This window comes from Sporosarcina pasadenensis (assembly GCF_047228845.1).
Taxonomy (GTDB): domain Bacteria; phylum Bacillota; class Bacilli; order Bacillales_A; family Planococcaceae; genus Sporosarcina.
In genome coordinates this window covers 1-26,692 of sequence record NZ_JBFEGM010000004.1, presented here as the reverse complement: position 1 = coordinate 26,692, position 26,692 = coordinate 1, and the positions used below count along the sequence as shown (strand labels likewise).

Annotated in this window: 26 protein-coding genes and 1 pseudogene; 24 read left to right on the top strand and 3 right to left on the bottom strand. The window is 36.5% G+C overall.

Annotated elements, in window-relative coordinates:
* Positions 1–34: 34 nt before the first annotated feature.
* Complete coding sequence (locus AB1K89_RS06975; protein ID WP_413054053.1) at positions 35–652, bottom strand: recombinase family protein; 618 nt, start codon at positions 650–652, stop codon at positions 35–37.
* Between the two features lie 255 nt (positions 653–907).
* On the opposite strand from AB1K89_RS06975, the gene AB1K89_RS06970 reads away from it, so the two are divergent.
* From AB1K89_RS06970 to AB1K89_RS06945, 6 genes are all read left to right on the top strand, one after another.
* Entirely contained in the window at positions 908–1,381 is a 474-nt protein-coding gene (locus tag AB1K89_RS06970; RefSeq protein WP_413054052.1) for a hypothetical protein, read from the top strand.
* Positions 1,382–1,722: 341 nt separating this feature from the next.
* On the top strand, positions 1,723–2,313 hold the full coding sequence (locus tag AB1K89_RS06965) for an RNA polymerase sigma factor (RefSeq protein WP_413054051.1): 591 nt from the start codon (positions 1,723–1,725) through the stop codon (positions 2,311–2,313).
* Positions 2,276–3,028, top strand: a complete 753-nt coding sequence (locus AB1K89_RS06960; RefSeq protein WP_413054050.1) for a hypothetical protein — start codon at positions 2,276–2,278, stop codon at positions 3,026–3,028. The genes AB1K89_RS06965 and AB1K89_RS06960 overlap by 38 nt, the downstream gene beginning before the upstream one ends.
* Position 3,029: 1 nt before the next feature.
* Complete coding sequence (locus tag AB1K89_RS06955) at positions 3,030–3,905, top strand: ABC transporter ATP-binding protein (RefSeq protein ID WP_413054049.1); 876 nt, start codon at positions 3,030–3,032, stop codon at positions 3,903–3,905.
* Positions 3,905–5,155, top strand: a complete 1,251-nt coding sequence (locus AB1K89_RS06950) for an ABC transporter permease family protein (RefSeq protein ID WP_413054048.1) — start codon at positions 3,905–3,907, stop codon at positions 5,153–5,155. The genes AB1K89_RS06955 and AB1K89_RS06950 overlap by 1 nt, the downstream gene beginning before the upstream one ends.
* A 12-nt stretch (positions 5,156–5,167) precedes the next feature.
* Complete coding sequence (locus AB1K89_RS06945; protein ID WP_413054047.1) at positions 5,168–6,298, top strand: hypothetical protein; 1,131 nt, start codon at positions 5,168–5,170, stop codon at positions 6,296–6,298.
* Positions 6,299–6,739: 441 nt separating this feature from the next.
* Here the strand turns inward: AB1K89_RS06945 and AB1K89_RS06940 are convergent.
* Positions 6,740–7,129, bottom strand: a pseudogene (locus AB1K89_RS06940) (transposase); the annotation flags it as partial.
* Positions 7,130–7,246: 117 nt separating this feature from the next.
* On the opposite strand from AB1K89_RS06940, the gene AB1K89_RS06935 reads away from it, so the two are divergent.
* The 15 genes from AB1K89_RS06935 (at position 7,247) to AB1K89_RS06865 (ending at position 22,109) form a co-directional block, all read left to right on the top strand.
* Positions 7,247–8,086: a GIY-YIG nuclease family protein gene (locus tag AB1K89_RS06935; RefSeq protein WP_413054046.1), complete on the top strand. Its 840-nt coding sequence runs from the start codon at positions 7,247–7,249 to the stop codon at positions 8,084–8,086.
* 125 nt (positions 8,087–8,211) lie between these two features.
* The gene (locus AB1K89_RS06930) at positions 8,212–8,385 is read left to right on the top strand and encodes a DUF4652 domain-containing protein (protein WP_413054045.1); all 174 of its coding nucleotides are present in this window, start codon (positions 8,212–8,214) and stop codon (positions 8,383–8,385) included.
* A 678-nt stretch (positions 8,386–9,063) separates the two neighbouring features.
* Positions 9,064–9,960, top strand: a complete 897-nt coding sequence (locus AB1K89_RS06925; RefSeq protein WP_413054044.1) for a DUF6744 family protein — start codon at positions 9,064–9,066, stop codon at positions 9,958–9,960.
* A 16-nt stretch (positions 9,961–9,976) separates the two neighbouring features.
* Positions 9,977–10,153, top strand: a complete 177-nt coding sequence (locus AB1K89_RS06920) for a hypothetical protein (RefSeq protein ID WP_413054043.1) — start codon at positions 9,977–9,979, stop codon at positions 10,151–10,153.
* Between the two features lie 88 nt (positions 10,154–10,241).
* Positions 10,242–11,366, top strand: a complete 1,125-nt coding sequence (locus AB1K89_RS06915) for an AAA family ATPase (RefSeq protein WP_413054042.1) — start codon at positions 10,242–10,244, stop codon at positions 11,364–11,366.
* A gap of 329 nt (positions 11,367–11,695) precedes the next feature.
* Positions 11,696–12,928, top strand: a complete 1,233-nt coding sequence (locus AB1K89_RS06910) for a vWA domain-containing protein (protein ID WP_413054041.1) — start codon at positions 11,696–11,698, stop codon at positions 12,926–12,928.
* Between the two features lie 331 nt (positions 12,929–13,259).
* The gene (locus AB1K89_RS06905; RefSeq protein WP_413054040.1) at positions 13,260–14,117 is read left to right on the top strand and encodes an alpha/beta fold hydrolase; all 858 of its coding nucleotides are present in this window, start codon (positions 13,260–13,262) and stop codon (positions 14,115–14,117) included.
* A 654-nt stretch (positions 14,118–14,771) separates the two neighbouring features.
* Complete coding sequence (locus tag AB1K89_RS06900) at positions 14,772–15,305, top strand: RNA polymerase sigma factor (protein ID WP_413054039.1); 534 nt, start codon at positions 14,772–14,774, stop codon at positions 15,303–15,305.
* Positions 15,292–15,879 (top strand): hypothetical protein, encoded by a 588-nt coding sequence (locus AB1K89_RS06895; RefSeq protein WP_413054038.1) that lies wholly within the window; start codon positions 15,292–15,294, stop codon positions 15,877–15,879. Before AB1K89_RS06900 ends, AB1K89_RS06895 begins: the two co-directional genes overlap by 14 nt.
* Positions 15,880–16,306: 427 nt before the next feature.
* On the top strand, positions 16,307–17,584 hold the full coding sequence (locus AB1K89_RS06890; RefSeq protein WP_413054037.1) for an IS110 family RNA-guided transposase: 1,278 nt from the start codon (positions 16,307–16,309) through the stop codon (positions 17,582–17,584).
* Between the two features lie 469 nt (positions 17,585–18,053).
* Positions 18,054–18,428, top strand: a complete 375-nt coding sequence (locus AB1K89_RS06885; protein ID WP_413054036.1) for a hypothetical protein — start codon at positions 18,054–18,056, stop codon at positions 18,426–18,428.
* 383 nt (positions 18,429–18,811) lie between these two features.
* On the top strand, positions 18,812–19,372 hold the full coding sequence (locus AB1K89_RS06880; RefSeq protein ID WP_413054035.1) for a hypothetical protein: 561 nt from the start codon (positions 18,812–18,814) through the stop codon (positions 19,370–19,372).
* A gap of 398 nt (positions 19,373–19,770) precedes the next feature.
* A complete protein-coding gene (locus AB1K89_RS06875; protein ID WP_413054034.1) occupies positions 19,771–20,316 on the top strand; it encodes a DUF5412 family protein in 546 nt (181 codons plus the stop codon).
* A gap of 333 nt (positions 20,317–20,649) precedes the next feature.
* A complete protein-coding gene (gene mreC / locus AB1K89_RS06870; RefSeq protein ID WP_413054033.1) occupies positions 20,650–21,408 on the top strand; it encodes a rod shape-determining protein MreC in 759 nt (252 codons plus the stop codon).
* Between the two features lie 125 nt (positions 21,409–21,533).
* A complete protein-coding gene (locus AB1K89_RS06865) occupies positions 21,534–22,109 on the top strand; it encodes an LptM family lipoprotein (RefSeq protein ID WP_413054032.1) in 576 nt (191 codons plus the stop codon).
* A gap of 688 nt (positions 22,110–22,797) precedes the next feature.
* On the opposite strand, the gene xerA is transcribed toward AB1K89_RS06865, so the two are convergent.
* The gene (xerA, locus tag AB1K89_RS06860) at positions 22,798–23,637 is read right to left on the bottom strand and encodes a site-specific tyrosine recombinase/integron integrase (RefSeq protein ID WP_413054031.1); all 840 of its coding nucleotides are present in this window, start codon (positions 23,635–23,637) and stop codon (positions 22,798–22,800) included.
* Between the two features lie 166 nt (positions 23,638–23,803).
* Here xerA and AB1K89_RS06855 point away from each other — a divergent pair, with 166 nt between their 5' ends.
* From AB1K89_RS06855 to AB1K89_RS06845, 3 genes are all read left to right on the top strand, one after another.
* Positions 23,804–24,238 (top strand): SMI1/KNR4 family protein, encoded by a 435-nt coding sequence (locus AB1K89_RS06855; protein ID WP_413054030.1) that lies wholly within the window; start codon positions 23,804–23,806, stop codon positions 24,236–24,238.
* 470 nt (positions 24,239–24,708) lie between these two features.
* Positions 24,709–25,158: a hypothetical protein gene (locus AB1K89_RS06850; protein WP_413054029.1), complete on the top strand. Its 450-nt coding sequence runs from the start codon at positions 24,709–24,711 to the stop codon at positions 25,156–25,158.
* A gap of 181 nt (positions 25,159–25,339) precedes the next feature.
* Positions 25,340–25,540 carry a hypothetical protein gene (locus AB1K89_RS06845; RefSeq protein ID WP_413054028.1) on the top strand — a complete coding sequence of 67 codons (201 nt, stop codon included), beginning with the start codon at positions 25,340–25,342 and terminating at the stop codon, positions 25,538–25,540.
* Positions 25,541–26,692: the final 1,152 nt, after the last annotated feature.

The window sequence follows — 26,692 nt, the reverse complement described above, 5'->3', positions numbered from 1 at the left end:
TCGGGAGTATTTCTATAACGTTGTTTCTAATGAATCAGAGCCTTGATATTTTGGCCGTTTCATACATCTTAACTAATTTATAAAAGGTTGTTTTCTTCATTTCCGCTTCCTCCATTGCTTTAACCGCTGTGATTTCCCCGACTTTCCATTTTTCATAAGCCTGTATGAATTCTTCGGTTATTTCTACTGATGGGCGTCCGAACTTAACACCTCTTGCAAAAGCTGAATCAATTCCTTCGCGCTGCCGTTTTCGAATACGTTCCCGTTCATCTTCCGCTATCCAAGAGAGAACCTGTAGAATGAGATCGGAAATAAACGTACCGATACTATCCTTATGCTTAGTTGTATCTAATAGAGGCATATCTAAAACTACGATATCAGCACCGATATCCTTAGTCAGTTCTCTCCACTCATTTAAAATATATTCCTTATTCCGGCCAAATCGATCAAGTGAGTGAATATAAAGAGTATCACCTTTCCTCATCATTCTCTTCATCAATTGATAATTGTCACGATCAAAGTTTTTCCCCGATTGTTTATCTATGAAAATATCACGATTCTCAATTCCGATTTCTAACATCGATTCAACTTGTCGATTTTCATTTTGATCTTTTGCGCTAACGCGAACATAACCGAATTTCCTAGATTCCAATTTTGTTCACTTCCTTTAAGAACGTTTGTTTCTTAAAGTGTACAATTCCGTTCGGGAACTCGCAAATAAACGGGCGAACGTTCGAAAAGTGTTTTTATATATTTACGAACTGATTTTCACGATACATTTCATTTTAAACACAGCGTTCGTAAATGTGTACCATTACGAACCCCAGCCCTCGATACATACGAATGGTAAAAGAAGGTTTTTCACCTTTCTTGGCGAATAATGTCATATAGAAAGGGGAGGGTGCAGATGAATAAATTAGACGATTTAGTAAAAGGTTTTATTGAACGAAGCGAAGGGGATGCAACTTTACTTAAAGAGCTTGAGATTAAGCAACATGAATTAGTTACTAAGCAGGAAGAAAAAGCTAGGCAGACCGCAATGAAATTAATTCCAGCAATGGAACTTATAGCTTCGATGGGTTACAGGTTCAAAGGTAAAGATACTAATTATATGAGTTCACGAGGCCCGGTTCTTTACCATGATTCAAGAAATAACATGTTGTATGTTTTTTCTGTGGAAAACAAAGGACCTATCACTGTGAACCTGTACGATAACGAAGTAAAACGCACTACTTATCGAAAACTGTTGGAAATAGTCGACTTTACTCAAGTAATGGACAGTTTGCTAATGGTGTTACATTTAAATGACGATGTGAAAGAGTCGTACAAAAAAAGTAATGCAAAGTTAGAAGATGAATTAAATAAGTATGATGATATCTAAACTATGCATCCTTCGGGGTGCTTTTTCTATGTCTAAAAACTAAAGGTGACGGCGGTAAAGAAATTTACGAAAACGGGTAGAGTTGGTTATTATTACTTAAAGGGTGGATGGTACTACATAATTATATGTTATCCAAAAAGGAAATCCTATTTTGTGCATTGCTTTATAACAAACATTGTAAAGATGTACAAGAAAATAAGCGTGTAATTAAGGTCTAATATTATAAGCAGGATCGGCCTTAAATAAATAATGATAAAAATTAGGTCGGATTTTAAAACTTTTTCTGTGAAAAATACGAATATACTTGTAGGGCAATGATATGGAAAGCATGTGATGTATAAATGGAGAACGATTTGCGCTGGATTAGGCAGATAAAAAGAGATGACAGTGAATCCGCAGCGAATGAACTTGTATCGAAATATTATAAGGAAATGTTTGCTTTTCATTACAAGCAAACACTTGATGAGGAGTTGTCAATGGATTTAACGCAAGAGTTATTCATTGCCGTATTGCAGTCAATATTTTCCTACGACCGAAAAAAAGCATCGTTTCGGACATGGCTGTACAGACTTGCCTCTAACCGCATTGTCGATTATTTTCGTTCCAAGCATTATCGATACGCTCAATTTACGCACCCGATAGAAGAAATCAATCAGGAACTCGAAGATGAATACAATTTGGAAATCGCCCTTGAACACAAGGAGCAATTCGAGCTTGTCAATTCATTGGTCAATCGGCTTGATACACATTCACAGCAAATTGTTCGCCTAAAGCTATTCGGTGAATATACATTGAATGAGATTGCGTCCATTGAAGCAATTCCATTATCGACTGTCAAAACAAGATACTATGCAGCACTGAAAATGATCCGTAAAGAATTGGAGGTGGATAAAAGTGAAGAAAGGTCAAATGAAAATTCCAATGCCCGATGATAGCGCCATCGAGAGAGAAATCAGTCATATTGTCACAAAAGGCTTAGTGAAGAGGGAATCCTTTTCATCCTATTTGCGATCAATGGTGCAACAGGTAGGTTTAAGGCATCTTTTTTCGGATCGATTGGAACTTATCTTCATTTTAAGTATTGCAGTCGGAATATACAGCCTGTTTCTCATCATACCAATTCATATTGAAATGCATGATCTCTATGCTTTCATCTTTCTTTTTTCACCATTGCTGTTTCTAGCTTTCTCGATTTATACGTACATGAATAAAACTCAAAATGCTACCTATGACGTGGAAATGGTTTGTAAATACAATGTCTATCAAGTCATTGCCTTCCGGATGCTTATGTTCAGTGTTTCTACGATGATACTGAACACGGTTACGATTGCATTCCTTGTCATGAAATACGAAGAAATCGAATTTATTCGTGCATTTATAATCTCCGGTACATCTCTATTCCTGTTTTCAATTATTCTTTCAATCGCCCTCATGAACCGGAGGACAAAAGGGATAGTCATAGTGACAATAACTGTATGGCTCTTAGGAAACACTATTGTGAGATCTGTCAATAACGAGTTTTACAACGGCATGCTCCTCCAAATGCCAGTTTTCATCTATGCAATTGTTCTACTTGGTTGCCTGGTCATTTATATGAACTACTTGAAAAAGCTGATCAACTTCAAGCAGACGGAAGGGGTATTTTAATATGTTAGTCGTGAAAGATGTGAGCAAGCGCTACGGCGATTTTACCGCCTTACAACAGATCAATTTGGAATTCAACACGGGCCTATATGGACTACTTGCCCCGAATGGCGCAGGGAAGACGACGCTGATCAAAATGTTGGCGACCTTAATTACGCCGAGCGAAGGGGAAATCCAGTATAACGGGAAAAACATCCTCGAGATGGACGAGCAGTACCGAGAACTATTAGGCTTTTTGCCACAGCAATTCGGTTATTACAAAAACTATTCGCCTAAGCAATATATGTTGTATTTAGCGGCCTTGAAAGGAATCGGGAAAAAAGAAGCGCTTCAAAAAATCAATGAGTTATTGGATAAAGTAGCATTAAGTGATGTTGTGAATAAAAAAATGAAGAAATTCTCCGGTGGGATGATCCAGCGTGTCGGCATTGCTCAAGCATTGCTGAATGACCCGAAAATCCTCATTTTAGACGAGCCGACAGCAGGTCTTGACCCGAAAGAAAGGGCTCGGTTCCGGCATTTGCTCACTGAACTTGCACGCGACAGACTTGTCATCATATCAACCCATATCGTTTCGGATATCGAGTCGATTGCGAATGAAGTCATAATGATTAAAAACAAGCAGCTATTGTATAAGGATTCTGTCGAAGAAATTTGTGCAACACTCAATGGAAATGTGTTTGAAACGACGATTGACTTTGAAAGTTTAGAAGCATTCCGGAAAAAGTTTGTCCTTCTTTCCGAAAAGCAGGAGTATGGCAAGATGATCGTCCGGTTTATCCATAAAGGAGTCCCTGAAGTGGAATGGATTTCCGTTCCACCGCAACTTGAAGATGTATTCCTTTATGAATACCGAGATGAAATCGAAGGGGAAGTATGATGCTAATAATCCTCAATGAATGCAAGAAGGCACTGACTTCGCCTATCTTGATAGGCCTATTCATCGTCTTTTCCGCTTTTAATGTATTCGTCATCATCAGTTCATCCGATCACAAAGAAGAATTGAAAATGCTAAATGAAATTATCGACCAATACGGCAGGGACATTACGGATAATTCATTGAACCGATTCGAAAGTGACATTCAAATCGATTTGGCAAAATTAAATAGGATGACAGCGTCAGAGTTTACGAGTGTCTATGATTTTCTCGATGAATTGCGTTTTGAGGATCAAGTGAAATATAGCGATGAACAATGGCTGTTCATTCACCGGCTGCAACTTAACGAAATGTATTTGAACATGGCAAAGTCAATTGATGAAAGCTATGAAGCAATGGATATAAAGAAGACGGGTGAGGCGGAAATTGAGAAGTATTTTCTAAGTGGCAATGCTGCCGAAACACTTCTGAATGAATACGAGAAACTCTCGGAGCGATTCGAGGAAATGGTAAACAACGGAGAGCATAAGCAATGGTTTTTCGCGGGAAAAGCGTATTTCATGCATAGCTTTTTATTCAAGACGGTCTTCCTGCATATCATTATCGAATCTCTTCTATTAATTGTACTAACGACCGCGTTAATTACGACATATGAATTTGAAAGCAAGACACATCTTGTTGCGTACTCCACAAAGCGCGGAAGAAAGCTGATGAAGGACAAGCTTTTAGCATCTTTGGCTATAGCGGCAACTATAATCGTTTTCCTTTTCGCGATTACACTTGGTACATTTTTCTCTGTCTTTGATTACTCTCACGTATGGAAAACTTCAATTAGCAACGCGTTCAACTGGGAATACAACTTCCCGTATGTCGCTTGGTGGGATCTTTCTGTAGGGACCTTTTTAACAGGGGTTATTGCAATCGTGTTCATCGTGTTATTGCTTTTTGTCGGATTGACATTTGCGATATCTATCGCAGTGAAAAACAGTTACATCAGTTTCTTTCTTATCGCAGCCGTATTTGTTCTATTGTGGCTGTTGCCAAGCTTCATGCCAACGTCATCAACCCTGTTATTCGTTTTTGCATATACATTACCGACATTACTCTTGGCAATCAGATACTCTTTCATGGGAAGCAGCGGATTAATCCTATTCGAAAACTTCGAATGGATGACAATGAGCTGTTGGACGATTATCACGATTGTAGTAGGCTTCATGTCATATAAACGGTTTTTGAAAATTGATATTCACTGAGGGGGTGCAACAATGAGAATGTTATGGAATGAAGTAAAGAAGATTTTCACGTGGAAGATGATGTTGTTGCTGTTATTCATCAATAGCATACTCTATTTTTTATTGATCGAGTTTCATATCGATAGTTTCCCGAATGGCAGTGGGGTTTTCTCGTACAATGTCGGAGTAGAAATGGTTGATAAATATGGCTCCACTATGGATGAGGAGGAGTTTATTGACTTCAAAAAGATGTACGAAGCAAAAGTAGAAGAAACAAATAGGTATTTGCAGTCTAGAGAAGATTTCGTTGCAGAAGGTATAGATACATATGACAAATTCAAAGCATATGATTGGTGGAATCCTTCCCAAGAGGCACGAGCCCTTCGTGATGACGTTTTTTTTGGAAATAAAACCGACTTATTTTGGGAGCTACAAGAGCGTCACGGCCTAATTGAGTTTCATGAAAGAAGGAAAAGAGTTCCTGACGTTTTATCAGATAAAGAAAGGCAACGTTTTGAACAATTGATTGAAGAAGAGAAATTTGGAGTATACACAGATCTAGTTATACAGAACTTTAAATCGTTCATTGCCAATGTCGGAGTTGCAATTCTTTTCAGCGTTGTATTGGTAATTTCGTCAACAATTATAAAAGATCGTTCAAGAGGGCTACTGCTGTTGCAATACACTTCGAAAAAGGGGCGGAATCTTTTCAAAACGAAGCTACTGGCAGGATATATTGCTACATTTATTATCATTACATCATTGTTGGCCGTCTATTTCAGTGTGTATTCATTGAATCGTACATCCATGTTCTTCAAAGTCCGCGTGAACACATTTATTGCTAATGAATCATGGTTTGATCCGACATTCTTTCAATTCATCATGCTTTGTGTCGCTGCGATTTACTTGATCGGATTTATATTCGCAACTCTCTCAATGGGTTTTTCAAGCAGAGTTCCGAATATGGTGTCATTAATCGGCGTACAAATTCCATTCGTAGTCGGCTTCCTTATATTTGGCCTAAATCCATTATTGCCTAATATGATTCTTATCTGGACTCCGAAGTGGCTTGCACCAATGTCATATGGCCTAATGATACTTCTTAGTGTACTTATTGTCGTATACCTATGGAAACGTGAAAAAAGAATGGACATTTTGCAATAAAAGATTGAGAGCCGACGTAGCGGACTAACGAAACGTGCCGATCTATTGTAACAAAGAATGAGCAAGAGAAGATAAAATGGTGAAAGAAAATAGGCAAGGGGGGGTTCTTTTGGGTTTTATATATCTGTTTTTAAGCATATGGTTTTTTAGCTTTATTATAGGGAGAGTCTTTAGCTTATTCGCCAAAACCTATTGGAAAAATGATTTGTTAATATCCTTCGCGCAATCCCTTATCATTACATTAATTATATTTACTTATAGTTTCTTCTTCAATTAATGGGTGGGATTGTTGAATAAGCTTAACTTTGAACTAAACCAGCTAATAGTTTGTCAACAATTTTCAATGAAACATGAAATACTTCTTGCGATACTAAAAAAGGGTATATCAAATAACCTTCCTCTATGGAATTGGAAGTCCTTTGTTTATTTAGTTATTGTTTCTTACGCGATATCTACAAAAGTAGAATTGGTTCTTAACAGGGCATAAATCCAATGTAAAAGCTTATTTGGACAGTCGATGACAGCTACTTTAAAAGGTTATCCTTCTTCACGTTTCTTATCGTAGAACGCCCGCATTTTCTTGTTGCGAGGGATAACATCATCAGTAGTATTCATTTTGCGGCTGTCCCGGATTGCACATTTGACGGCCATGAATAGGGCATGTCTTAGTCTGCTTGATCCTCTTTTGGTTATCCTGTTTACGGTCCCTTTGAATCTGCCGGATTCAAAGATACTCGGATCTATTCCCGCGAACGCTACCAGCTTCTTTGGATGATTAAACCGATCAATCTCACCGATCTCGGAAATAATCGTTGCTCCGAGAAGTTGACCATTAACAGACGTTTATTTGTCCAGAAATATTTAAATAGAGTTTACTATCATTAACTTATAATTATCTACTAATTGTTCAATACTATATCTATCTCGATTAGAAGGGGAATGATGGTATTGGCTAGATGGATAGTTATAGACTGTTACTCCGATAAAGACCTAAGAAACCCTATGCCTCATAAATATTTGTTAGAAAAAGGATTAAATAAAGAGGAAATAGATGCTTTAACATACTTTAATGAAAATAATTGGTGGACTAAGTATATAATCGAAAAACAAGAAGGCATTATGATTTATGTCATGAACGATGATTACATCAGTCCTAAAAATTACTTTTACCAAAAGAATCTTATATTGGCTTGCGATTCGAACCGTCTTAATTCTTTTGTAAACTATACGACTGATCGCTACTTGGTATGGAAAGACTTTAGAACTGAAATAAAATATATTTTAGAAAGGTTTATCAAAGAATTTATGTTTAGCTTTAGAAGCACACATCAAGACAATAACTGGAAAGTTGTCGATGTCACTACGGAGGAGGTATGTGATGAATGTGGCATCATTGTTAAGAAGGGAAGTTTGAGAAGAGAGCATAACAGAGGAAGATGGGCCACATCTTTAGTTTGCGAAGAGTGTATTCTTCAAAAGGCTAAAAAAAGCGAAACAAACGGAGGATATATCTATTTTATTAGGGAGGCCCAAACCGGTTTAGTAAAAATAGGAAGATCCACCGATGTGGAACGACGGGTTCAATCATTACAAATTAGTACACCTTTTGATTTGGAAGTTGTTTTTAAATTTTATTCGGATGATTATTACCTATTAGAAACTAATTGCCATAACTTTTTCAAGAGTAAAAAAGTACGTGGGGAATGGTATCGACTCTCGGAAAAAGACATTGAATGTATTAAATTATATTACCTTCTGCTTGAAAAACTAAAGAATAAAAATGTGTAATTGCCGGCCACCATTTGGTGGTCATTTTAATTTCACTCCTGGTACATAATGAAATATTAAGGGAGTGAAGTACAGTAGAGTACAATGCACACATATGTAGAATGGATTGATGAAGAGCGCCTATTGTGATTGCTGGTTTCGCTCCTGGTACCGTGACCCAAGGTGGTCAACTTTATGACATGAACCTTGAGGATAATACCGTTATTCCAATATTCGAAGACCTAACAGTCAATGAAGAAATTATGTCTATTAAGCCAATGATGACGGTACATTCACGTATGAAAACATGTATATGTTGATGATGTTTTTTCTGGAGGCTACGTAGAAGAGTGTACACTTCCATTTCCACCTGCGAAGTAATGAAATGTATATTAAAGAAGAGTTACTTTATTATATGTTCATCTCTTACTATTGCTGGCTGCTTTAATGAAAAGCCCTCTAGGGGGGTCCTTCATTCTTTATATTTCTGATGAATAACTCCATCGGCCAATCAGACCCAATGTGCAACCTTCAACTATTTGGTAGTTACTGATTTTCAGTCCTTTCATAATTTTTTCGAGTTTGCGACAAGGTAATGATTTTGTTAGTCTGTATGTATAGCGTTCAAATTATTAAGTCATTGTCTTCTTAGAATGAAAGTCGTTATACTTCCTGCATTTGTTGGAAAGAGACTCGACACGAATTTATTAGCCTTTAATTCCCCTTTTTGTGGAGTTTGGCAGACGTTTCGTCAAAACAATGCCGTTAGGCAGATATATTACACGTTTATTGTGTTAGTAGTGTGAACTATATTTAAAAGTCGATTGAATCCATGTTGGATTCTATCGGCTTTTTTATATTAAAGAATTAAACGAGGGAGAGGGGTATATAAGACGCAGGAAAATTACAGGGCAATATTAAAACGCATTTAGTTTAGCCATGAGCTAATTCAAAATGCGTTTTTCTATTTTATAAAAACTGAAAGGATGTTGATTATCATGTCAATCAATCTTGAGAACATGACAGCAGTTCAAAATGAAAACCAAGAGGGAATACTTGGTCATCTCATGTGGTTCAGTGTAGGGAAACAATTGATTAAAACGGCCGACCTAAAAGAACGCCTGATTCAGTCGGGTTTGGAGGAAGAGTGGATGCCAAATGCCATTCGGTCAGCTGACGCTTTTAGACGCGCAACAAAAGAGATAGAGACGCGAAAAGCCACATCACAGACGGGAGTATTTGAAAATTATCTGATCAGGGAGGTATTTTCGGACAAGGATTATGTGCAACGGAATATTGTTGTTGAATCAGTGAATCAGGCGGGAAAGAGGCTTGATTACAACAGCAAGGCAGGTGTGATTACGTTAGACAAGAAGAATGAATCCATCACATTCATATCCGAGAATGAGACAGCTAAAGAGCTATGCTTGGAAGCTGAGCAGAAATTCAATATCTATAAGGATAATTATTCAGCCCAGCAATTGAGGGTTATGGTCAATAAAATTCTGCAGTCTCTTGCACCTACACCTGTTCGTCCAAATGGAGGAATATACTTCGTTCCAGATTCGCACACCGAAGGATTGGCGAAGTTGGTTAAATTCACATCATCCCTCGAAAATAGCGAAGGGTTTAAGATTCCAGTTGTCAATACATTCGACAATCGTAATATGGTCAATGCGAAATTGAATGAGCATTTGGAGTCCATTTTAAACGACTGTAAAACAAGCGGAAGTCTGAGAAAAGGGCAAGTGAAAGAAATTATTGAAAATGCGAACTCTGTCATATCGAACTATAAAAATTATAAAGGAATCGTTCAAGACGAGGCAATGCAACTTGAACAGAAAATCATGAAGATCCGTTCCGAAATTACTCGGATGGTTACGGATTTATCCTGAAAAGGAGGAGCATAAAATGCCTGAATTCTTTCAGACGATGATGGGTAGGAAATTCTATGAAAAGGATGTAACTGACATAGTTGAGCACTTAAAGAAAATCTCCAATGAATTAGAACGTGCGAATGAACTTAAAGAACATGAGTTGCGATTAAAAGAACAGGCGTTACTTGTTTTATCAACAGGTAAACGATGAGCGTGGATGAATAAAAGGAAGCGTGGATTGGAAAATCAATTCTGCTTCCTTCTTCATTATTAAGAAGAAATGAAGGGATGGATAAATAATGACAAACAATTTTTCAAAGCTAGAGGAAATCAAAAATGCGTTGAATGCAAAATTCTTCGAACGAGAAAATGAAGTAGAGGCAATCTTGATCGCCATATTATCACGGCAGCACATGTTGATGATTGGTCCGGCTGGTACTGCTAAGTCGGCTTTATCAGTAGAGCTCGCAAAGATAGTGCAAGGTACAGAATACTTCCAGTGGCTGCTTACAAGGTTCAGTACACCTGAAGAGGTGTTCGGTCCGTTATCACTAAAGGATCTTGAACAGGGCGTATACAAGCGTAATACATCAAGCAAAATGCCCGAGGCGAATCTCGTTTTCCTGGATGAAATCTTCAAAGCAAACAGTGCCATTCTAAACAGTCTTTTGACCCTTATCAATGAAAGGCTCTTCTATAATAATGGATTGCCCGTCAAGGTTCCGTTGATGTCTGTCATCGGCGCCTCGAATGAGTATCCAGAAGAGGGAGAGGGCCTTGAAGCTCTATTCGATAGATTCCTATTGCGATTTGAAATTGACTATATTGCGGATGAAACGAATTTCGTTTCCATGATGAAGGGGGAAGGACAACATCAGCCAATGCCGTCCATGACGATGGAAGAATTGGTACAACTACAGTTCTTTACGGATATGGTAGCCATTCCTGAAGAAGTTTACGAGACCCTGTCCAAAATCCGTATGGAATTAAGGGATGAAGGGATTCGTCCCTCGGATAGACGTTTCAAGCAGTCATTAAGTGTTCTACAAGCGAAGGCATTGATCAATCAGCGGCAATTCGTAAAGGTTGATGATATTGTAATTCTTGAAAATGCCCTTTGGGAAACGGTCGATCAGAAAGACACAATATCACTGATTGTCCGTAGTCATGCTCAAGATGTCGTGACGAGGGCCATTGAAACCATTCGAAACGAAGCGCAGGAAGTGTTTAATTCCATGCTGAAAGATAATTCAACTGATGCTGGAATGGAAGCTACTCAGAAACTTAAAGCCTTGGTAGTTGATTTGAATAAACTATCCAAACATAATCAGAGCCGGAAAACTGATATTGATCCAGTACTGAATCAATTAAAATCCATGCAGCAGGAAATATTGGACAGCATCTTGGAACCAATAGACTTTTAAGCCTCTTATTAATAGAAGAGATAAGATGCCGTATGAAAAAACTGAAGGAAGTAAATTAGATGTCGAGGGTATTCCTTCGGCATCTATTAAATATCTGAAGGGAAGTGTTCGGTATGAACGGAATTAAAACAAATATTGAAAATCGCTCAGTGTTGAATACAGATGCTTATGACAAAAGACGTTTCAATGAGATTTATAGTATGTCCCAAGGAATCCAGAAGGTAAAGGATGAAGGGGAATTGCCAACATTCGAACCTCTATTGGCTGACATATGGGCCTCCTTATATAAGATGAGACCGGAAATCACGAAAGAGGAGGTTGCTGCCGATTTGAGCGTCAATAAATCATTGATGGGGAGAATCATGGAGGACGAGTCATTCCAAAACTATCGTAACTTCACCCGATTGGATGATTTATCGTCAGCCATCGGCACTGTGAAATTCGGGGAGAAGACGAATCAATGGTTGGCTGACCAAAAGATGCAGGATAGCGAACTTCGAAAACAGTTGCAAGAGATTCAAGCGATGCAAAGACAACTTGAGAAACAGGAACAGCAGGAAGGGGTCGGAAATGGTAATGAGCAGCTACAAACCGACCTATCTCAAGCAATGGCTGGATTGGACAGTCAAATTCAGCAAACCCTCCAAAATAATAGTCATAGCTTTTCAGTGCAAATGTCTCAGGCTGCACAAGAAACGAGACAAGTGAAATCGAACCTTAAATCTTTGATGGGTGGAATTGTTTCAGGCAGCGGTGAAGCAGAATTGAAGAAGGTACCCCTTCGTGACCAGATATCATTGGCTGAGAAAATTGCCTTTGATAAACGAATGTTGGAAATCGCTGAATGGGCTGGACGTTTTAAACAGATAGCAATCAAAAAGCAGAAGTCGAAATATACTGAAGGCAACGAGAGAAAAGGTGTGATAACAGGGGATGACATTGAAAGGTTATTACCGATTGAACTGGGCTTGTACAGACACCCTGCAACCAAAATTGATTTCTTGCGGCGGTTTGCTGAAAAACAAACGATGATGTTCGAGCAAAGCGGCAAAGACACACTTGGCAAAGGTCCAATCGTTCTCTGCCTTGATCAATCGGGAAGCATGCGTAAACTTGATTCACAATCTAAAGGATTTGCGCTTGCGCTATTATCCATTGCTAAAAAACAAAAGAGGGATTTTTGTTTGATCTTGTTTTCCACTCGCACCGATGTAAGGGTGTTTGAGAAAGGAAAGATAAAAACCAAAGATCTGATTGAATTAGCACAAACATTTTTAAGTGGAGGAACAGATTTCAACCTACCGTTAACTAAAGCAGTTTCGATTATCGAGGACAGTAAATTTAAGAGATCTGATCTCATTTTTATAACAGACGGAGAGGACAGCTTAAAAGAGTCGTTTATCAAATCATTTATTAGGAAGAAGGAGAATATGGATTTTAATGTGCTTTCTCTTGTGTTAGGGAACAAAGCAGAGAGCGTTCAGTATTTTTCTGATGAAGTTATTCTGATTACAGATTTTAATGACGAAGGTAGCTTCAAAGCCTTCACTATATGTGAATAACCTTGACGGTATGAGAGTTGTTCATTATTGAAGGTTCGTTGATGGGGAAGAAACATTAAATAACAATCTATTTTGGAGACACAATTCACATATGAATTAGTGTCTCTTTTTATGTTGCTACATCAACACTTCAATGGATTTAACACATTAATTAGCACATCAATTTGCAAACAAATTGGAGACGTCGAATAAATTTATGCCGAGTTGTAAGATTTATGGTAATATAAAGTTAAGAGTTGTGAAAGTTTTCACTTAAACTAACGCAGCAGTTTAGTTGAATAAGGAAAGATCTAAAGAACAATATAGAATCAAGAATAGTAGGAGGTAAAACATGGCTAATGAATTAAAGGGACCAGTAGATTTTATTAATATCGAAGGTCAAAAACTTCATGTCAATATTATTGGTGACGGAGAAGCTATCGTCTTCCTTCATGGTGGTCCTGGAAGTGAGCATCGTTTTTTTCTTCCTCACGTTTTACCATTAGCCCAAAAGTTCAAACTTGTTTTATATGATCAAAGGGGTTGCGGTAAATCAGAACACGCTAAAAGTAATACATACTCCATGATGGATGAAGTAAAGACATTAGAATTATTACGCAAAGAATTGAAGTTGGAAAAAATGAACCTTTTCGGAGAGTCTTGGGGTTCTATGCTTGCCTTGCTTTATGCAACTACCTACCCGGAAAGAGTTAATAGAATACTTCTAACAGCTGCTTTAGGGGTTTCGGCAAAAGGATATAAAAGCTTTGAAAAAGAACTTTTGAAAAAAATATCCTTGAAGGATAAAATAAATCTTTTTAAGGCAGATAGAAAAATGAAAAAAGGTTCTGGATCCTATGAAGATATTTTAAATATTTTAGACCCATACTACGTTTATTCAGTCGATACATTAAAAAGGAAAGAGAAGTCCAGTATGAATAGCTTTGTCAATCAATTAATAGGAGAAGATATTGAAAAGCACTATGACTTAAAAAGCGAAATCTATAAATTATCTGAAATACCAATTCTAGTCGCTCAGGGAAGTCATGATATTATTACACCTGCAAAAATTAAAGAATTATTAATAAAGTACGTACCACATGCAAAATTAATTGAAATTGAAAATTGCGGTCATTGGACTGTTGTGGAAAAGCCGGACGAAATGAATACACTTGCAGAAAATTATTTCAGCATCAACTTGTTTAATTAACGGTGTTTTACTTCAATTAGGGGTTAAGCACCCTTTTTCTTCTACTAAAGGGGCAGGTTAGCATAATAGAGATTGAGAAACTTGGAAATGAGGTAGAATCAATCGAGAATGTTAAATGGATAAATGGAAGACATCAAGAGGATAACCGTATTTTTGATTCGGAGTTTGAAGTTAAAGAATGGACAGAAGCATTATATCCAGATTTTGTTGCCTATTTTAGTAATAAAAATAATGTAGGATATGCAACACTTGATGAGAAGGTAATTAAATATTTTGCATCTCTTTTTCCTCAATGGGCTGTTTATAACAATATATAAGTCGATGTCTGTACAGAAAAAACAGAAATAAACGTTCAAATTATCTATAAAATTTGGACAGTGAAATTATAATTTTTTTCACAACGGGTGCTTTACTTCAAGAAGGAGTAAAGCCTTTTTAACTAACGAGGCAGTTTAGTTCAATAAGAAAAACGGATTTTCGAAAAACGATGCAAATAACAACCTAATAACAATTGTTTTAATTGGTTAATTAGTAGTACTAATAGCAAACAAGAACGCTCAGCAATTGAGCGTTTTTTTTTTAATGGTTATTAATTTCGGAAATATAGCACTTTTCTTGTTTCGAATCGTCTAATCTAAAGAAGGGGGTGAAAAAGTGACTAACTCATCTGGGATTGATTTCACTGCAATTTACAATGAATACTCAGATAACGTATTCAGATATATATTTTACATGGTTAATGATCCCCATGTAGCTGAAGACTTGACACAGGATTCATTCATAAAAGTATACAAAAATCTTCATACCTTTAAATTCAAGTCTAATATCAATACGTGGGTTTTCAAGATTTCGCGGAATGTTACGTTAGATTATTTAAAAAGAAAGAAACTGGTTACTTTTTTTAATCATGATGCCTTAATAAATAATGTTAAATCGGAAAATAAAACAGTAATTGAAGCAATAGTGCAATCAGAAGAGATTAAGGCGTTGTATTCTTCTTTGCAAAATTTAAAAAAAGATTACAGAGAAGTACTTGTTCTCAGAAAGATAAATGAATGTTCAATAAGAGAGACTGCAATTATATTAAATTGGTCTGAGAATAAAGTGAAATCCATGACTTCTAGAGCACTGATAAAGCTTAAAGAAGATTTAATAAAGAAGGAGGTAAGATTTAGTGAATCCCAATGAATTTGATAAATACTTTGACCACTTAAAAAAAGTCGGTCGGTCAAATGAAATGAAATCAAAAACATTAAGTAATATTATACTTCAGTCCGAAAATAAAAAATACAATTATCAAAGAAGACAGCGGTTTAAGCTTGCTGTTATATCACTTATGAGTGCCTTAATAGCTACTTTATTATTAGTCACCTACATAGGTGGAGAAGAGGTAAATCAAACTGGAGCAGGTGTGGAGATTGAAGTGAAAGAAATACTGCTTGCAAAATCTAAATCAGATAAAACATTTCAAGCAACTTCTATATCGAATTCTATAAAAATAGATAGTGACTCTACCTTTGAAAATGAGGTAAAACAACTATTTAAGCATTTAAAACTCTTATCAACTCCACCTACTTACAACACCCCTGCATTCGATATGACAGTGAGGCAAGAAAGCGGTAATCCATTTAAGGTGAAAATCTGGGAATATGACGGGGATATTTATATTTACAATATAGAACAAGATCAATATTACACATCGACAAATGGCAGTGCTTCTAGGGTCTATAGAATGTTGCGTAATATCCCGCACCTACAATAAGGAAATACACACCTGAAAATTAACCTTACTCGACTTTTCACAACTCAAATTAACTGGAGGCGAAATTATTGCTAGAAGTTTTAGTAGATATGTTTGAAGTTATAACAGCCCTTTTAAAAAGAAATAAAATAGTTTTCGCTTCAATTCTTACTATTTTATTCCTGTTAATTATAGTTATTTTTAGAGATCATATCTTATAAGGAGTTCCCAGGCTAGATTAACTCAAAGAAAATTGAAGCTTTATTATTCAGCATTCGGCCATTGCTGAACTGCCATAAATTAATCCAATTAATGAAAGTCTTATTTAACTAACGGGGCAGCATTCCTGTTTGAAGGATTTGCACCATCTTGAAAGAAAAAGAGCCCTCTTGTATGATGCTGAGTGTCAACGTGGAATTGACCCATCATCAAACAGGAGGACTACTCTATGTATTCTAAGTGGAATGAAAAGCTAAATCAAGTAACGGAAAACACATTAATTGTCGGCATGGATATCGCTAAGAGTACTCATTACGCATGCTTCGTAGATGACCGCGGACGTGTACTTGAGAAAGCCTTTGCCGTACATCAATCCAGAGAAGGATTTGAAGCATTATATCAAAATGTACTTCGTGCTATGAAAGTACATGAAAAAACTGATGTTATCGTTGGGATTGAGCCTACCGGCCACTATTGGATGAACCTTGCTTATTTCTTGGATTCCTATGGAATCCCGCTTGTAATGGTCAACCCACTACACGTCAAGCGGTCAAAGGAACTTGATGATAACTTACAGACGAAGAACGATAAGAAAGATGCAGTCGTCATTGCTCGGCTCATGAAGGACGGGCGTTTCAGCTATCCTCGCATCCTTAAGGATATTGAGGCAGAGTTGCGAATTGGCTCTACACTTCGTTCAAAGATGACAGAAGACTTGTCGAGCCTCAAGAACCGGATCATTCGCTGGCTTGATCGGTACTTTCCGGAGTTTACACAGGTCTATCCGACCTTCGGGAAGATGGCAATCGCTACACTTGAGAAAACACCTTTGCCACAGGACATCGTAGGAAAGACTGCTGAAGAGTTAGTCTTGCTCTACCGTCAGGTAGAGGGGATGAGAGCACCACAATTACCAAAGGCAAGACTTCTGGTTGATGTAGCCAACCAATCTATCTGGGTGACGGAAGAATCGCAGATGGCACGATTCGAAATCGCCACGCTCATCCGTCAGTACCGATTGTTAGAGGAAGAAATAGAAGAGGTAAATAGCCAATTAGCCGAGTTGGCTAAGTCTACAGGAGAGTATCTATACCTCTCCACTGTTCTCGGCTTAGGGGATGCTACAATCGTTGATCTACTCTCAGAAGTCGGTAGCTTTTCACATTATGAAGATCCACGCCAACTCATCAAACTCGCGGGATTAACATTACGTGAAAATTCTTCTGGACAACACAAGGGACGAAAACAGATCTCTAAACGAGGCCGGAAGAGGTTAAGGAATGTTCTATTTAAAGTCATCGTTCCACTAATCAGGCACAATGAAGCGTTTAAACGGCTACATGAATACTACACGACTCGCCAACAAAATCCCCTACGGGGAAAACAATCGATGGTCGTGCTATGCGGTAAATTACTGAAAGTGTTACATGGAATTTGTAAGAAGAAAGTTCATTTCAATGAGCGGCATATGATGAACGATCTCCACTGTCTCGCAGTGGCAGCGTAATACATTTCAAATCGATCTATCTATGACAAGAAGGATGACACGGAGAAGCCCGCACCGTACTAACACTAAGACCGAGAGTCCCTGGGGCAGCTTAGCAGGCCTCTGCCTTATGAGTAGACCGAACGAAGGAATGTAAGCGCACCGACGCTAAGAGACATGGGAGGGTGCGTCATCATAAGCAACGCAGAGATCCATTGTGCATCAAATAAATGGTGGTAATATAAGCTAATGTTTTCCATTAGTTTTAGCGAAGCGTACTCTCATCTTGGTAATAAAAACAATAATTTCAAATCTATGTTTATAAATTAGCATAAAAATAATTTTCCTCACATCACGAAGTGATGTAACCGTTGATACTTCAATGTTTATAGAGGGAGGTTAGTTCAATAAGGATTTAAAGAACAAATATCGAGTAAAGAGATTATTACTATATTGATGGGAGATGATTTAAATTAAAAAGTTTATCTGGATGGCATTAATCTTAGCTTTATCAGTAGTGTTTTCAGGTTGTTCAGCATCTGAATTGATTCAGGTGGGCACTCCTTCTTTTAATGAGAAAGGAAAGTCAATTAGTTTTGATAAGGAGATCAAGGACTCGGAATCAATCGAAGCTTTGAGGGCACTAATTAAAAAAGTTAGGGAGGTTGAAGAACCGAAAGACTTAGATGATGAACCAGAGACATTTTTCTCGCTTGTAAGACAACAGGAAGGCATTGCCGAAATGTGGTTGTATGTTTACTATCAAGACGACGGTAGTTCAATTTTATATAATGACGGTGTAAATGGTTACTATGCCCTTTCTAAAGAGCAAACTAATGAATTGAGAAGGATATTAGAACAATAGTAATTCTTTATGGGGTGCTTTACTTTAAGAACATTGGGCTACTGAGACGGCTCAATGTTCTTATTGGATTTAAACTAACGGGACAGTTTAGTTCAATAAGAGGATAAAATTAAGAGGTGAAAAATGGATAAAACAAATAGTTATACTTATATTGGAATTGGGAGTAAGGGGGAATTAGACCATAAGCTGATATCTAATCTTTTGAAAGCATTTCTCAATCAGCCTATAGTCAAGTTGCATTTGCCACAGGTGATACGGGTATCCATCTACTTGAAGTAAGGGAGGATGTCCGGCTTGTCAGGTTTATGAATCGGCTGGATCATTTAACTAACAAATAATAGCGGTGTGAATTGTGGTTTCTGAACTTGGGGGGGAAGTATCAGATGGAAATTATAGTGAGTGTAGTATTGTTGTTACTCTTCGGATATGTTCTTTTCAAGTTCTATCGGCTCAAAAGTAAATTGAAACAAGCTGTCGTTTTTCCTGTCACAGAAGAAGACTTGAAAGCGATTCGGGCACAACCGAAAAGAGCATTGGATTTGCCGGTGGCTGCTAGTTTACTAAGAGGCATTTGTGGTTTAGGTCTCTTTTTTCTCATTTTTATTATCACGGTAATTTATGATTTGTATGACAGCGAAGTGATCAAGTGGAATACTTACGCCATGTTTATTGTGCCTTTGCTATTTTTTAATCCAGCTTGGAATCTATTTGCAATCGTGGATGACGGTGTGATCTGCGAGGGACGGTTTGTCCCATGGCATAGCATTCGATCGTATGAAATCGAGGAAGTTCATTCCAACCATCCTGTTTATACACCTGGGGTAAGCATTGCATATGTGCTGAAGATACACGGGAAGAGGAAGTATTTTATAGTTAGTTGTTTTATTACGTCGGATGCGGTGAAAGAGAAGGTAATCGGATTACTAGATGCCCGTTTATCGTGAACATAAAAATATCCATCCTTGCGTGTAACGGGTTTGGTTGATGGGGAGAAAACAATAAAAAACACATTGTTCGGGGACACAATTCGCATATGAATGAGTGTCCCTGTTTTTGTTGTTTAATCAACATATGTATACCTGATATTGATGAATTGGTAACCAAAAATGGCACAGGAGTAAGCAACAGTGCATAAATTTATTGCCTTTGTTAATTCCGCCTTTAAAACAATTACTAATTGGATATTTGAAAGAAAAATATAGAAGTAAGATAAGAAATCTATGCCAAAAATATACTGAATACTGAAAAATTTCGTTATCCAACTAACGAAGCAGTTTAGTTTAATAACAATGTTGTGCAACTTTTCTAAATCAATGAACGTTATGTAGAGGGGTGGGATAGTATGAGTTCTCTGGAAAAACGATATAACTTGTGGTCTATTTATTTAATAATTTTTTGTTTAGGGCTAGCTTTAGATTCTCTATATTCTAAGATGAACAACGCCTGGTTAATTTCACCGCCAAATTACATTCTCTTTATAATTAGTGTATTAGCCTTTATTTTAGGAATTAAAGGTCTTAAAGATAAGAGAAACTGGCGGACAAAAACAAGAAGTTGGTTAACGATAACCTTGTCGTTGTTGTTATCTATCGCACTTTTTTTAGCACTATCGTTTACACTCTTATTTTCATCATTTGGAGCAAATGAACATATGAAGACGGTGAGTTCTCCAGACAATAGCTATACCATAGATTTCTATCGTTGGGATGCAGGGGCAGCGGGAACATTTGGGGTAAGAGGAGAATTGAATGGACCACTTTGGTTTAAGAAGAGAATTTATAATGAAAAAAGAATTGAAAACGTGAATGTTGAATGGAAAAGCAATAATAAAGTCTCGATTAACAATCATATTTTGAACTTAAAAGAAGGCGAAACTTTTGGATATTAGTGTTTCTTAGCAACAATGTTCTTCAACTAACGGGTGCTTTAGTTCAATAAGAGTAATTAATATCAACGCTCATTGCTGAGCGTTTTTTTGTTTTGTGAGCGATAGCGAAAAGTACGGAAGAGGTTTTCTTGAGCGCAGCGAGGATACCGGAGAAGGTTCGTTTTCAATTTTAGTATTTTATGGTAAGGTAAATTTAAATATTTTGAAAGGTATCACTTAAACTAACGTGGCAGGTTAGTTGAATAAGGTTGTTTAGCTTGTGTTCAACAATCGGATCCGATAATAAGGATTTTGAGAACTAAACAAATAACAGTTTGAAGGGAAAAGAAGAAATTGCAAAAGAAAATAATTATCTTGTGTTTCTCAATGGGAATATTGGCACTAGCTTTAATTTATCCCACTTTTAATAAAACTAAAATAAAAAGAATTGTAGAAAATACCCAAAAAGTGTTGGATATGTATGAAGAAAATAAAATTTTAAAAGAGCGCCTAGCAAGTTTTGATTCGATAAAACTAGAGTTAGCAGATATAAAAAAAGAAAATAAAAATCTAGTAGATATTATAGACACCCAGACTTATTTGACCAAAGAACTAAATTATCCAACTGAGGTGGAGACTGTTCTTTCAAGAGAATATGATCAATGGTATGAGGAGTTAATAATATCGTCCGAATTTAATTATAGTCCAGGTATCGTAATGACATCAGAAGGTCTGATCGGCAAGATAGTAAACGGGGAAGATAGTGAAAATGATAAGAGCGTTGTTAAGCTAATAACCGGCAGTTTAAACAATGTAGCTGCAAGTGTACAAACCAATGAAGAACTCCAAGGTATTATCGAGGGATACGATAGGGACAATGGAGTGCTTCAAATGAAAATACTTAATAAATATCAAATTGAGATAGAAAAAATAATAGGCAAAAATGTTACTACAACAGGAAAGGGAGGAGTTTATCCTTCTGGTATAACTATTGGGAAAGTTATAGATACGAAGATTGCTGAATTTGGGTTGAATAAAATTCTACTAATTGAGCCTGCAGCAGATTTTAACGATATTTATGATGTTATTGTAATACCTGGTGAACATAAGTAACCAGAGTTAAGCTAACGGGTGCTTCAAGAAGGAGTAAAGCCTTTTTTCTTATTGAACTAAAGGGGTTAGTTCAATAAATGGTGCTGATGAAAAACGACATAAAACGAAGAGGGGGGGATAAACAATTGAAACGATTTATTTCACTTTTGATTTTACTATCAGTAATGGCAATGTTAAGTGCTTGTTCGTCAAAAACATCTTTAGAACTTATAGATAAAGAAGTGAAAATTTACCGCGACAAGGAAAGAACAGGTTCAATGATTTTAAAAACAGGAGAGGAAGCAGGTCAAGAAGTTATACCTGCGACGTTGTCTTACTCATTTTCAATTAAAAACGTAGGAAGTAAGAAGGTCGGAGAAGCAAACGAAGACGAAGATTTGATGGTAAGAATTGAACCAAACGAAAAATTATTGACTGTATCAAAAGAAGTAATGGGGTTTAATATTTTTAGTCCAGAAGAATATAGTATCGAGCGTGCGGGTTTGCGTTATGAACATTCCTTTAGGAGTGTCCTTGAACCTAATTCAGTGGGTCAATATTTTTTTAAATACACATTAGGTTACGTCGAAGAAACTGAGGAAGTTTTCGCTCCTTCTAAAGAACAATTAGGAAAACTAAAAGAGAACGCTTTCGAGGCAACTTTAGTTGTATTGGTGGGCAACGAAGAAATAGCTCGTTTTCACTTAAGTAAAAAAGAATAAGTGTTTTGCTAATGCTAAAAAGCAAACCGATTAATATTTAGTTTGTGAAAAGCTTCACTTAAACTAACGGGTACTTTACTTGAAGAACATTGGGCTACTAGAACAGATCAATTTTATTATTGAACTAACGAGGCAGGTTAGTTCAATAAGAATGCTAAAATGAATTTAAAGTAAATTGACTAAGTCCTTTATTGGTTTATGGAGGTGCGAAATTATGAAAAGGTTCATAACAGCAGCACTATCTGCTATTTTATTTGCAACAATATTTTCTTGGTTTTTCTTTGTACCCAATTTTCAACGGGAACCTAATGTTTATTATTCCAGTTTTTCAGAAACGTTTACCTTAGCCATTATTTATGCTGGACCTGTTTTTTTCTGGTAGGATTACCTTTTTCGATCTTTATTGATAAGTTGGTTGCAATGTTTAACAAAAGTTTAAAATGGACACGTTACTTTTTCGGATTAGGTTCATATTCGTTAGCCGGTATACTTTTTGGCGTTGTTTTTATAAGTATACTTAACCCAAATTTCTATCTAGAAGATGTTATTTCATTTTCAATCTGCTGTTTTATAGCGTCTAATATTTACTTTCACTTGTTATTGTCAGTTTCGAAAATAGATTTAGCATTCAACTAACGGGTGCTTTAGTCAAGTAGAGTCATGTCTGATAAGATATGGCTCCTCACATTTAAAAGTACTTCTGATAATACTCTTTCCTTAGCCTTCCGCTTAATTGAGCGTATATCCTTGTGGTCTCACTTTTCTCATGACCCAAAAGACTTTGTATGACTTCAATAGGAGCTCCATTATTCAATAAATGAGTTGCATAGCTGTGTCTAAGTTGGTGTGGATGAATCTCTTTATTGATTTCGGCACGATTTGAAATTCGCTTGATGATGTATCGCATTTGGGCGACACTCATTTTATGTGGCTGCCTTGCTGTTACAAAAATGGCAGGATTATTGTCATTCCGTCCTTCAAGATATCGTTTAAGCCATATGTCGCAACGTGTATTGAAATAAACTTCCCTTTCCCTATCCCCTTTTCCTCTAACGATCGCAGATTGGTTGGTCCAATTAATATTGTTCTTTTCTAACGCAACTATTTCTCCAATTCGACAACCGGTAGAAAACATGAATTCAAAAATCGCTTTTTCTATTGGGGTATGACAGGATTCACGAAGGTGTTCAATCTCTCGTTCGGTTAAATGCTTGGGTATCCGCTTACCGACTTTGGGCTCTTTAATCTTGGAAGTTGGATTCTTACTCAGGTAGCCTTCTTCATGAGACCAACGAAAAAAAGATTTCAGAAAGCGGATACGATGTGCAAGACTGGCTGGTTTTAAATGCTTACCCGATACAGCAAGATATTCCTTCAGTTGATTCGTATCCAGCAAGTCCATCTCTACATCCTTAAAATAACCGATTAGTAGCGTAGACTGTAACTGATAGGCCTTCAACGTTTGTGGTGAAAAACCCTCTATCCGTTTATCAGCTTCAAACGAAGACCAAGCTTTTGACAATAACAATCCATTCCCCCTAAGAGAGTAATAATAAAGGGATTATTGCCAACTTAATAGAAGTATAGTCATATGGAGTATTTTCACTAACGTGGCAGTCTAGCGGAAGAAGGAATGTCTTTTAGTAGTGTTGAATTATTATCTCATAGACGATTTTAAGGATGGTGTTAAATAGATGTGGAAGAACTATATAAGTTCAATATCAAAAGATTATTCATTCAAACCACCGGCATCTACTGCTGAAATAATTCAAATTACAAAGGAACTAAATGTGGAATTACCAAAAAAGTTGTATGCATTATATAGTGAAACGAATGGAGTTTTCGATAGTTTCTGTTGTCCTTTAATATGGTCAACTTCACAAATAGTAAAGGATAATTTGTTTTTTAGAATCTTTGGTGACTATAAAGATATTTATATGCCATTTGAACACTTGTTATTTTTTTCAGATAACGGCTGCGGTGACCTTTTTGGCTTTAAAATATTAAATGGTAGCATTCAAACAGAAGATATTTATGGATGGAACCACGAAGATGACAGCAGAACGTGGGTTGCTTCATCATTGGAAATATTTATTGAAGGTTGGATTACTGGTGAAATTACTACTTAGATAAAGGCATTTGCTTATTAATAACGGGTGCCACAGTGAAGGATCATGTGACTGCTTAAGCAGCTCATCTTACTTATTGAACTAACGCAGCAGGTTTGTTCAGTAAGAATTAACATAGTTTTTTTATTTAATGTAAAATATAATCATGATTTTACTTATTTAAGGGGGGATTTGCATGGGGATGTGCTTAATAATTCTGGGTGTTTTAATATTTCTTTTTGGCATCCTTACTCCCGTAAATGATTTTATTACTCTACCGATTTCAATCCTTGTTTTCGTCGTTGGAATAAATCGCTTATTAAAAAGAAAAAAATAAAGTAGTTAACGGGTGCGTAACTTGAAAAACGTTGAGCTACTAAGATGTCAATGTTCTTGAACTAACGCGGCAGGTTAGTTCAATAAATATTTTTGAACTTAATTCCAATTGGTTCGTATAAAGAAGTAAGAACTTAAAAAAGGTGGGTGGGATTATGAAGTACTTCCTAATTGTTATATTGAGTTTATTGTTAGTTGCCTGTACAGATGAAGAGGTTTTGTATTCAAATACTCCTGATAAGGCAATAGAGTTATTAGAATCAGAAGTTGGTTTTGTTAAAAATATGAACGTTATACTTATGCATGAAACAGATGTAAATGTTAATAGAAAAATATATGTTTTTGAAGGAGAAGGAGCAATTAGTGATAATAGTGAAAATAAAACTCAATATTTTGTAGCACTTGTTGAAAAACAAAAAAAAGGTTGGGTTGTCTTAGAATCGCTTGGAATTGGAAAACCTTCAGACCGTAGTATTGCAACTGGAGGAAATTATATTGAAGCTGGCTTTATTGACATATCCGAAAATCTAGAACTGAAGATAACTCAATATGTTCTAAATATACCTGAAAAAGATTATTCAATATGGGTAGAAATATTAGAATAATAATTGTAGCTTTTAAACGGTGTTACTCTCCTACAAGGACATTCTCTCAAAAATTAATGAAGAAATGTTTGTGAAAAGTTACACTTAAACTAACGGGTGCTTTAGTTGAAGAAGATTTTGCTACTCTAGGTGTACTACTATAAAATAGAAGGAATATAAAAGCTGTGATGGGGTGTATACATTGGCTGAGATAATTCCTTTTAAGACAAAGCGACAGATTGAAACGGAGAAAGCGAAAAAAACTATCCGTGAATGGGAAGATTATTTAGAGTGGGAAGATGCTAACTGGCATAATGTCATAAATAGAGCTGAAGATGTCACGGAATTATCAAAAGAAGAGATGGATTGGCTGAATGAATGGTTGGAGAAGAACGATCATTAGTTGAAAGTTTTTTATAGATATTAAACATACAGATAAGTTCAGAATAGGATCGGATAAGTTTAAACGCAACACAAATACAACACAAGATAGTTGTAAACACCGTAACAGCAACGTTTAAGAGCATATATATACGTCCTCCTGGGACGTTCTTAGTTCAAACGGTTAGAAATAAGAAGATGGCCGCAAACGTTGATTTAACAGCGTTTGCGGCCGTTCTTTAATTTATAGGATTGTTGTATTCACTTACTTGACCAGAGTATACGCAGTGAAATATAAACCAAAGAAATGAGACGATCCTTTTGATATTTTTTAGTATAGGCATTGTGGTTATAGGGGTTATTATTGCAATAAGATACAGAAGCATATATCCATTCATTGAAATACTTATCTTTGCAAGTGTTGCATTACTATTTGATCTAACTCAATTAATTCTCGGATCTTTGGGGAATAATTGGGTATATCAGATAGCTATTCCCTTATTATTAACATTGATAGCAGTCTATATTGCATACAGACTAATTAAGAAAATAGATTGGCAGTATTAATAAATCCATGTTAATTAACGCTGAATCATGAATCATCTTTTTCAAGATTTTAGATGGATCCTAAATCGAAACCTGCATTTTAAAAAATGAAGGTGAAATTGTCGCAAAGTCTCAATGCGATGACCATGGCAGAAGCGTATATTCAAATACATCTAATGGCGAAATGTATTACCGCTACAATGTAACATCCATCAAGTAACACTTTTTGAAATAAAAGTTGCAATCGATCGAATTAAAGGGTATATTATTAAACGTCGCATTTTTCGAGAGAGCGAAGACGACAAAGAAATTATAATTGGTTGTTGACTAACATCTATATAAAATGTTAAGTTATATACCTTGCGCTTCTGAGATGCACAGGCAAGAAAGAATATCGAAAAAAGTTATTGACAATGAAGTTACCAAGATGGTATTATATAAGAGTTGCTTCTGAGCGAGGCGATGAACAACGAATCAAATGAACCTTGAAAACTGAACAGCAAAACGTCAACAAATAAAGTTCTGGAGCCGACCCCGTCGGTGAAAAGAACAAACGAATCTTCGGATTCAAAATTGACATCTTAAATGATGCCAGCAAGAAACTCGAGCTACTCGAATTTCTCTATTA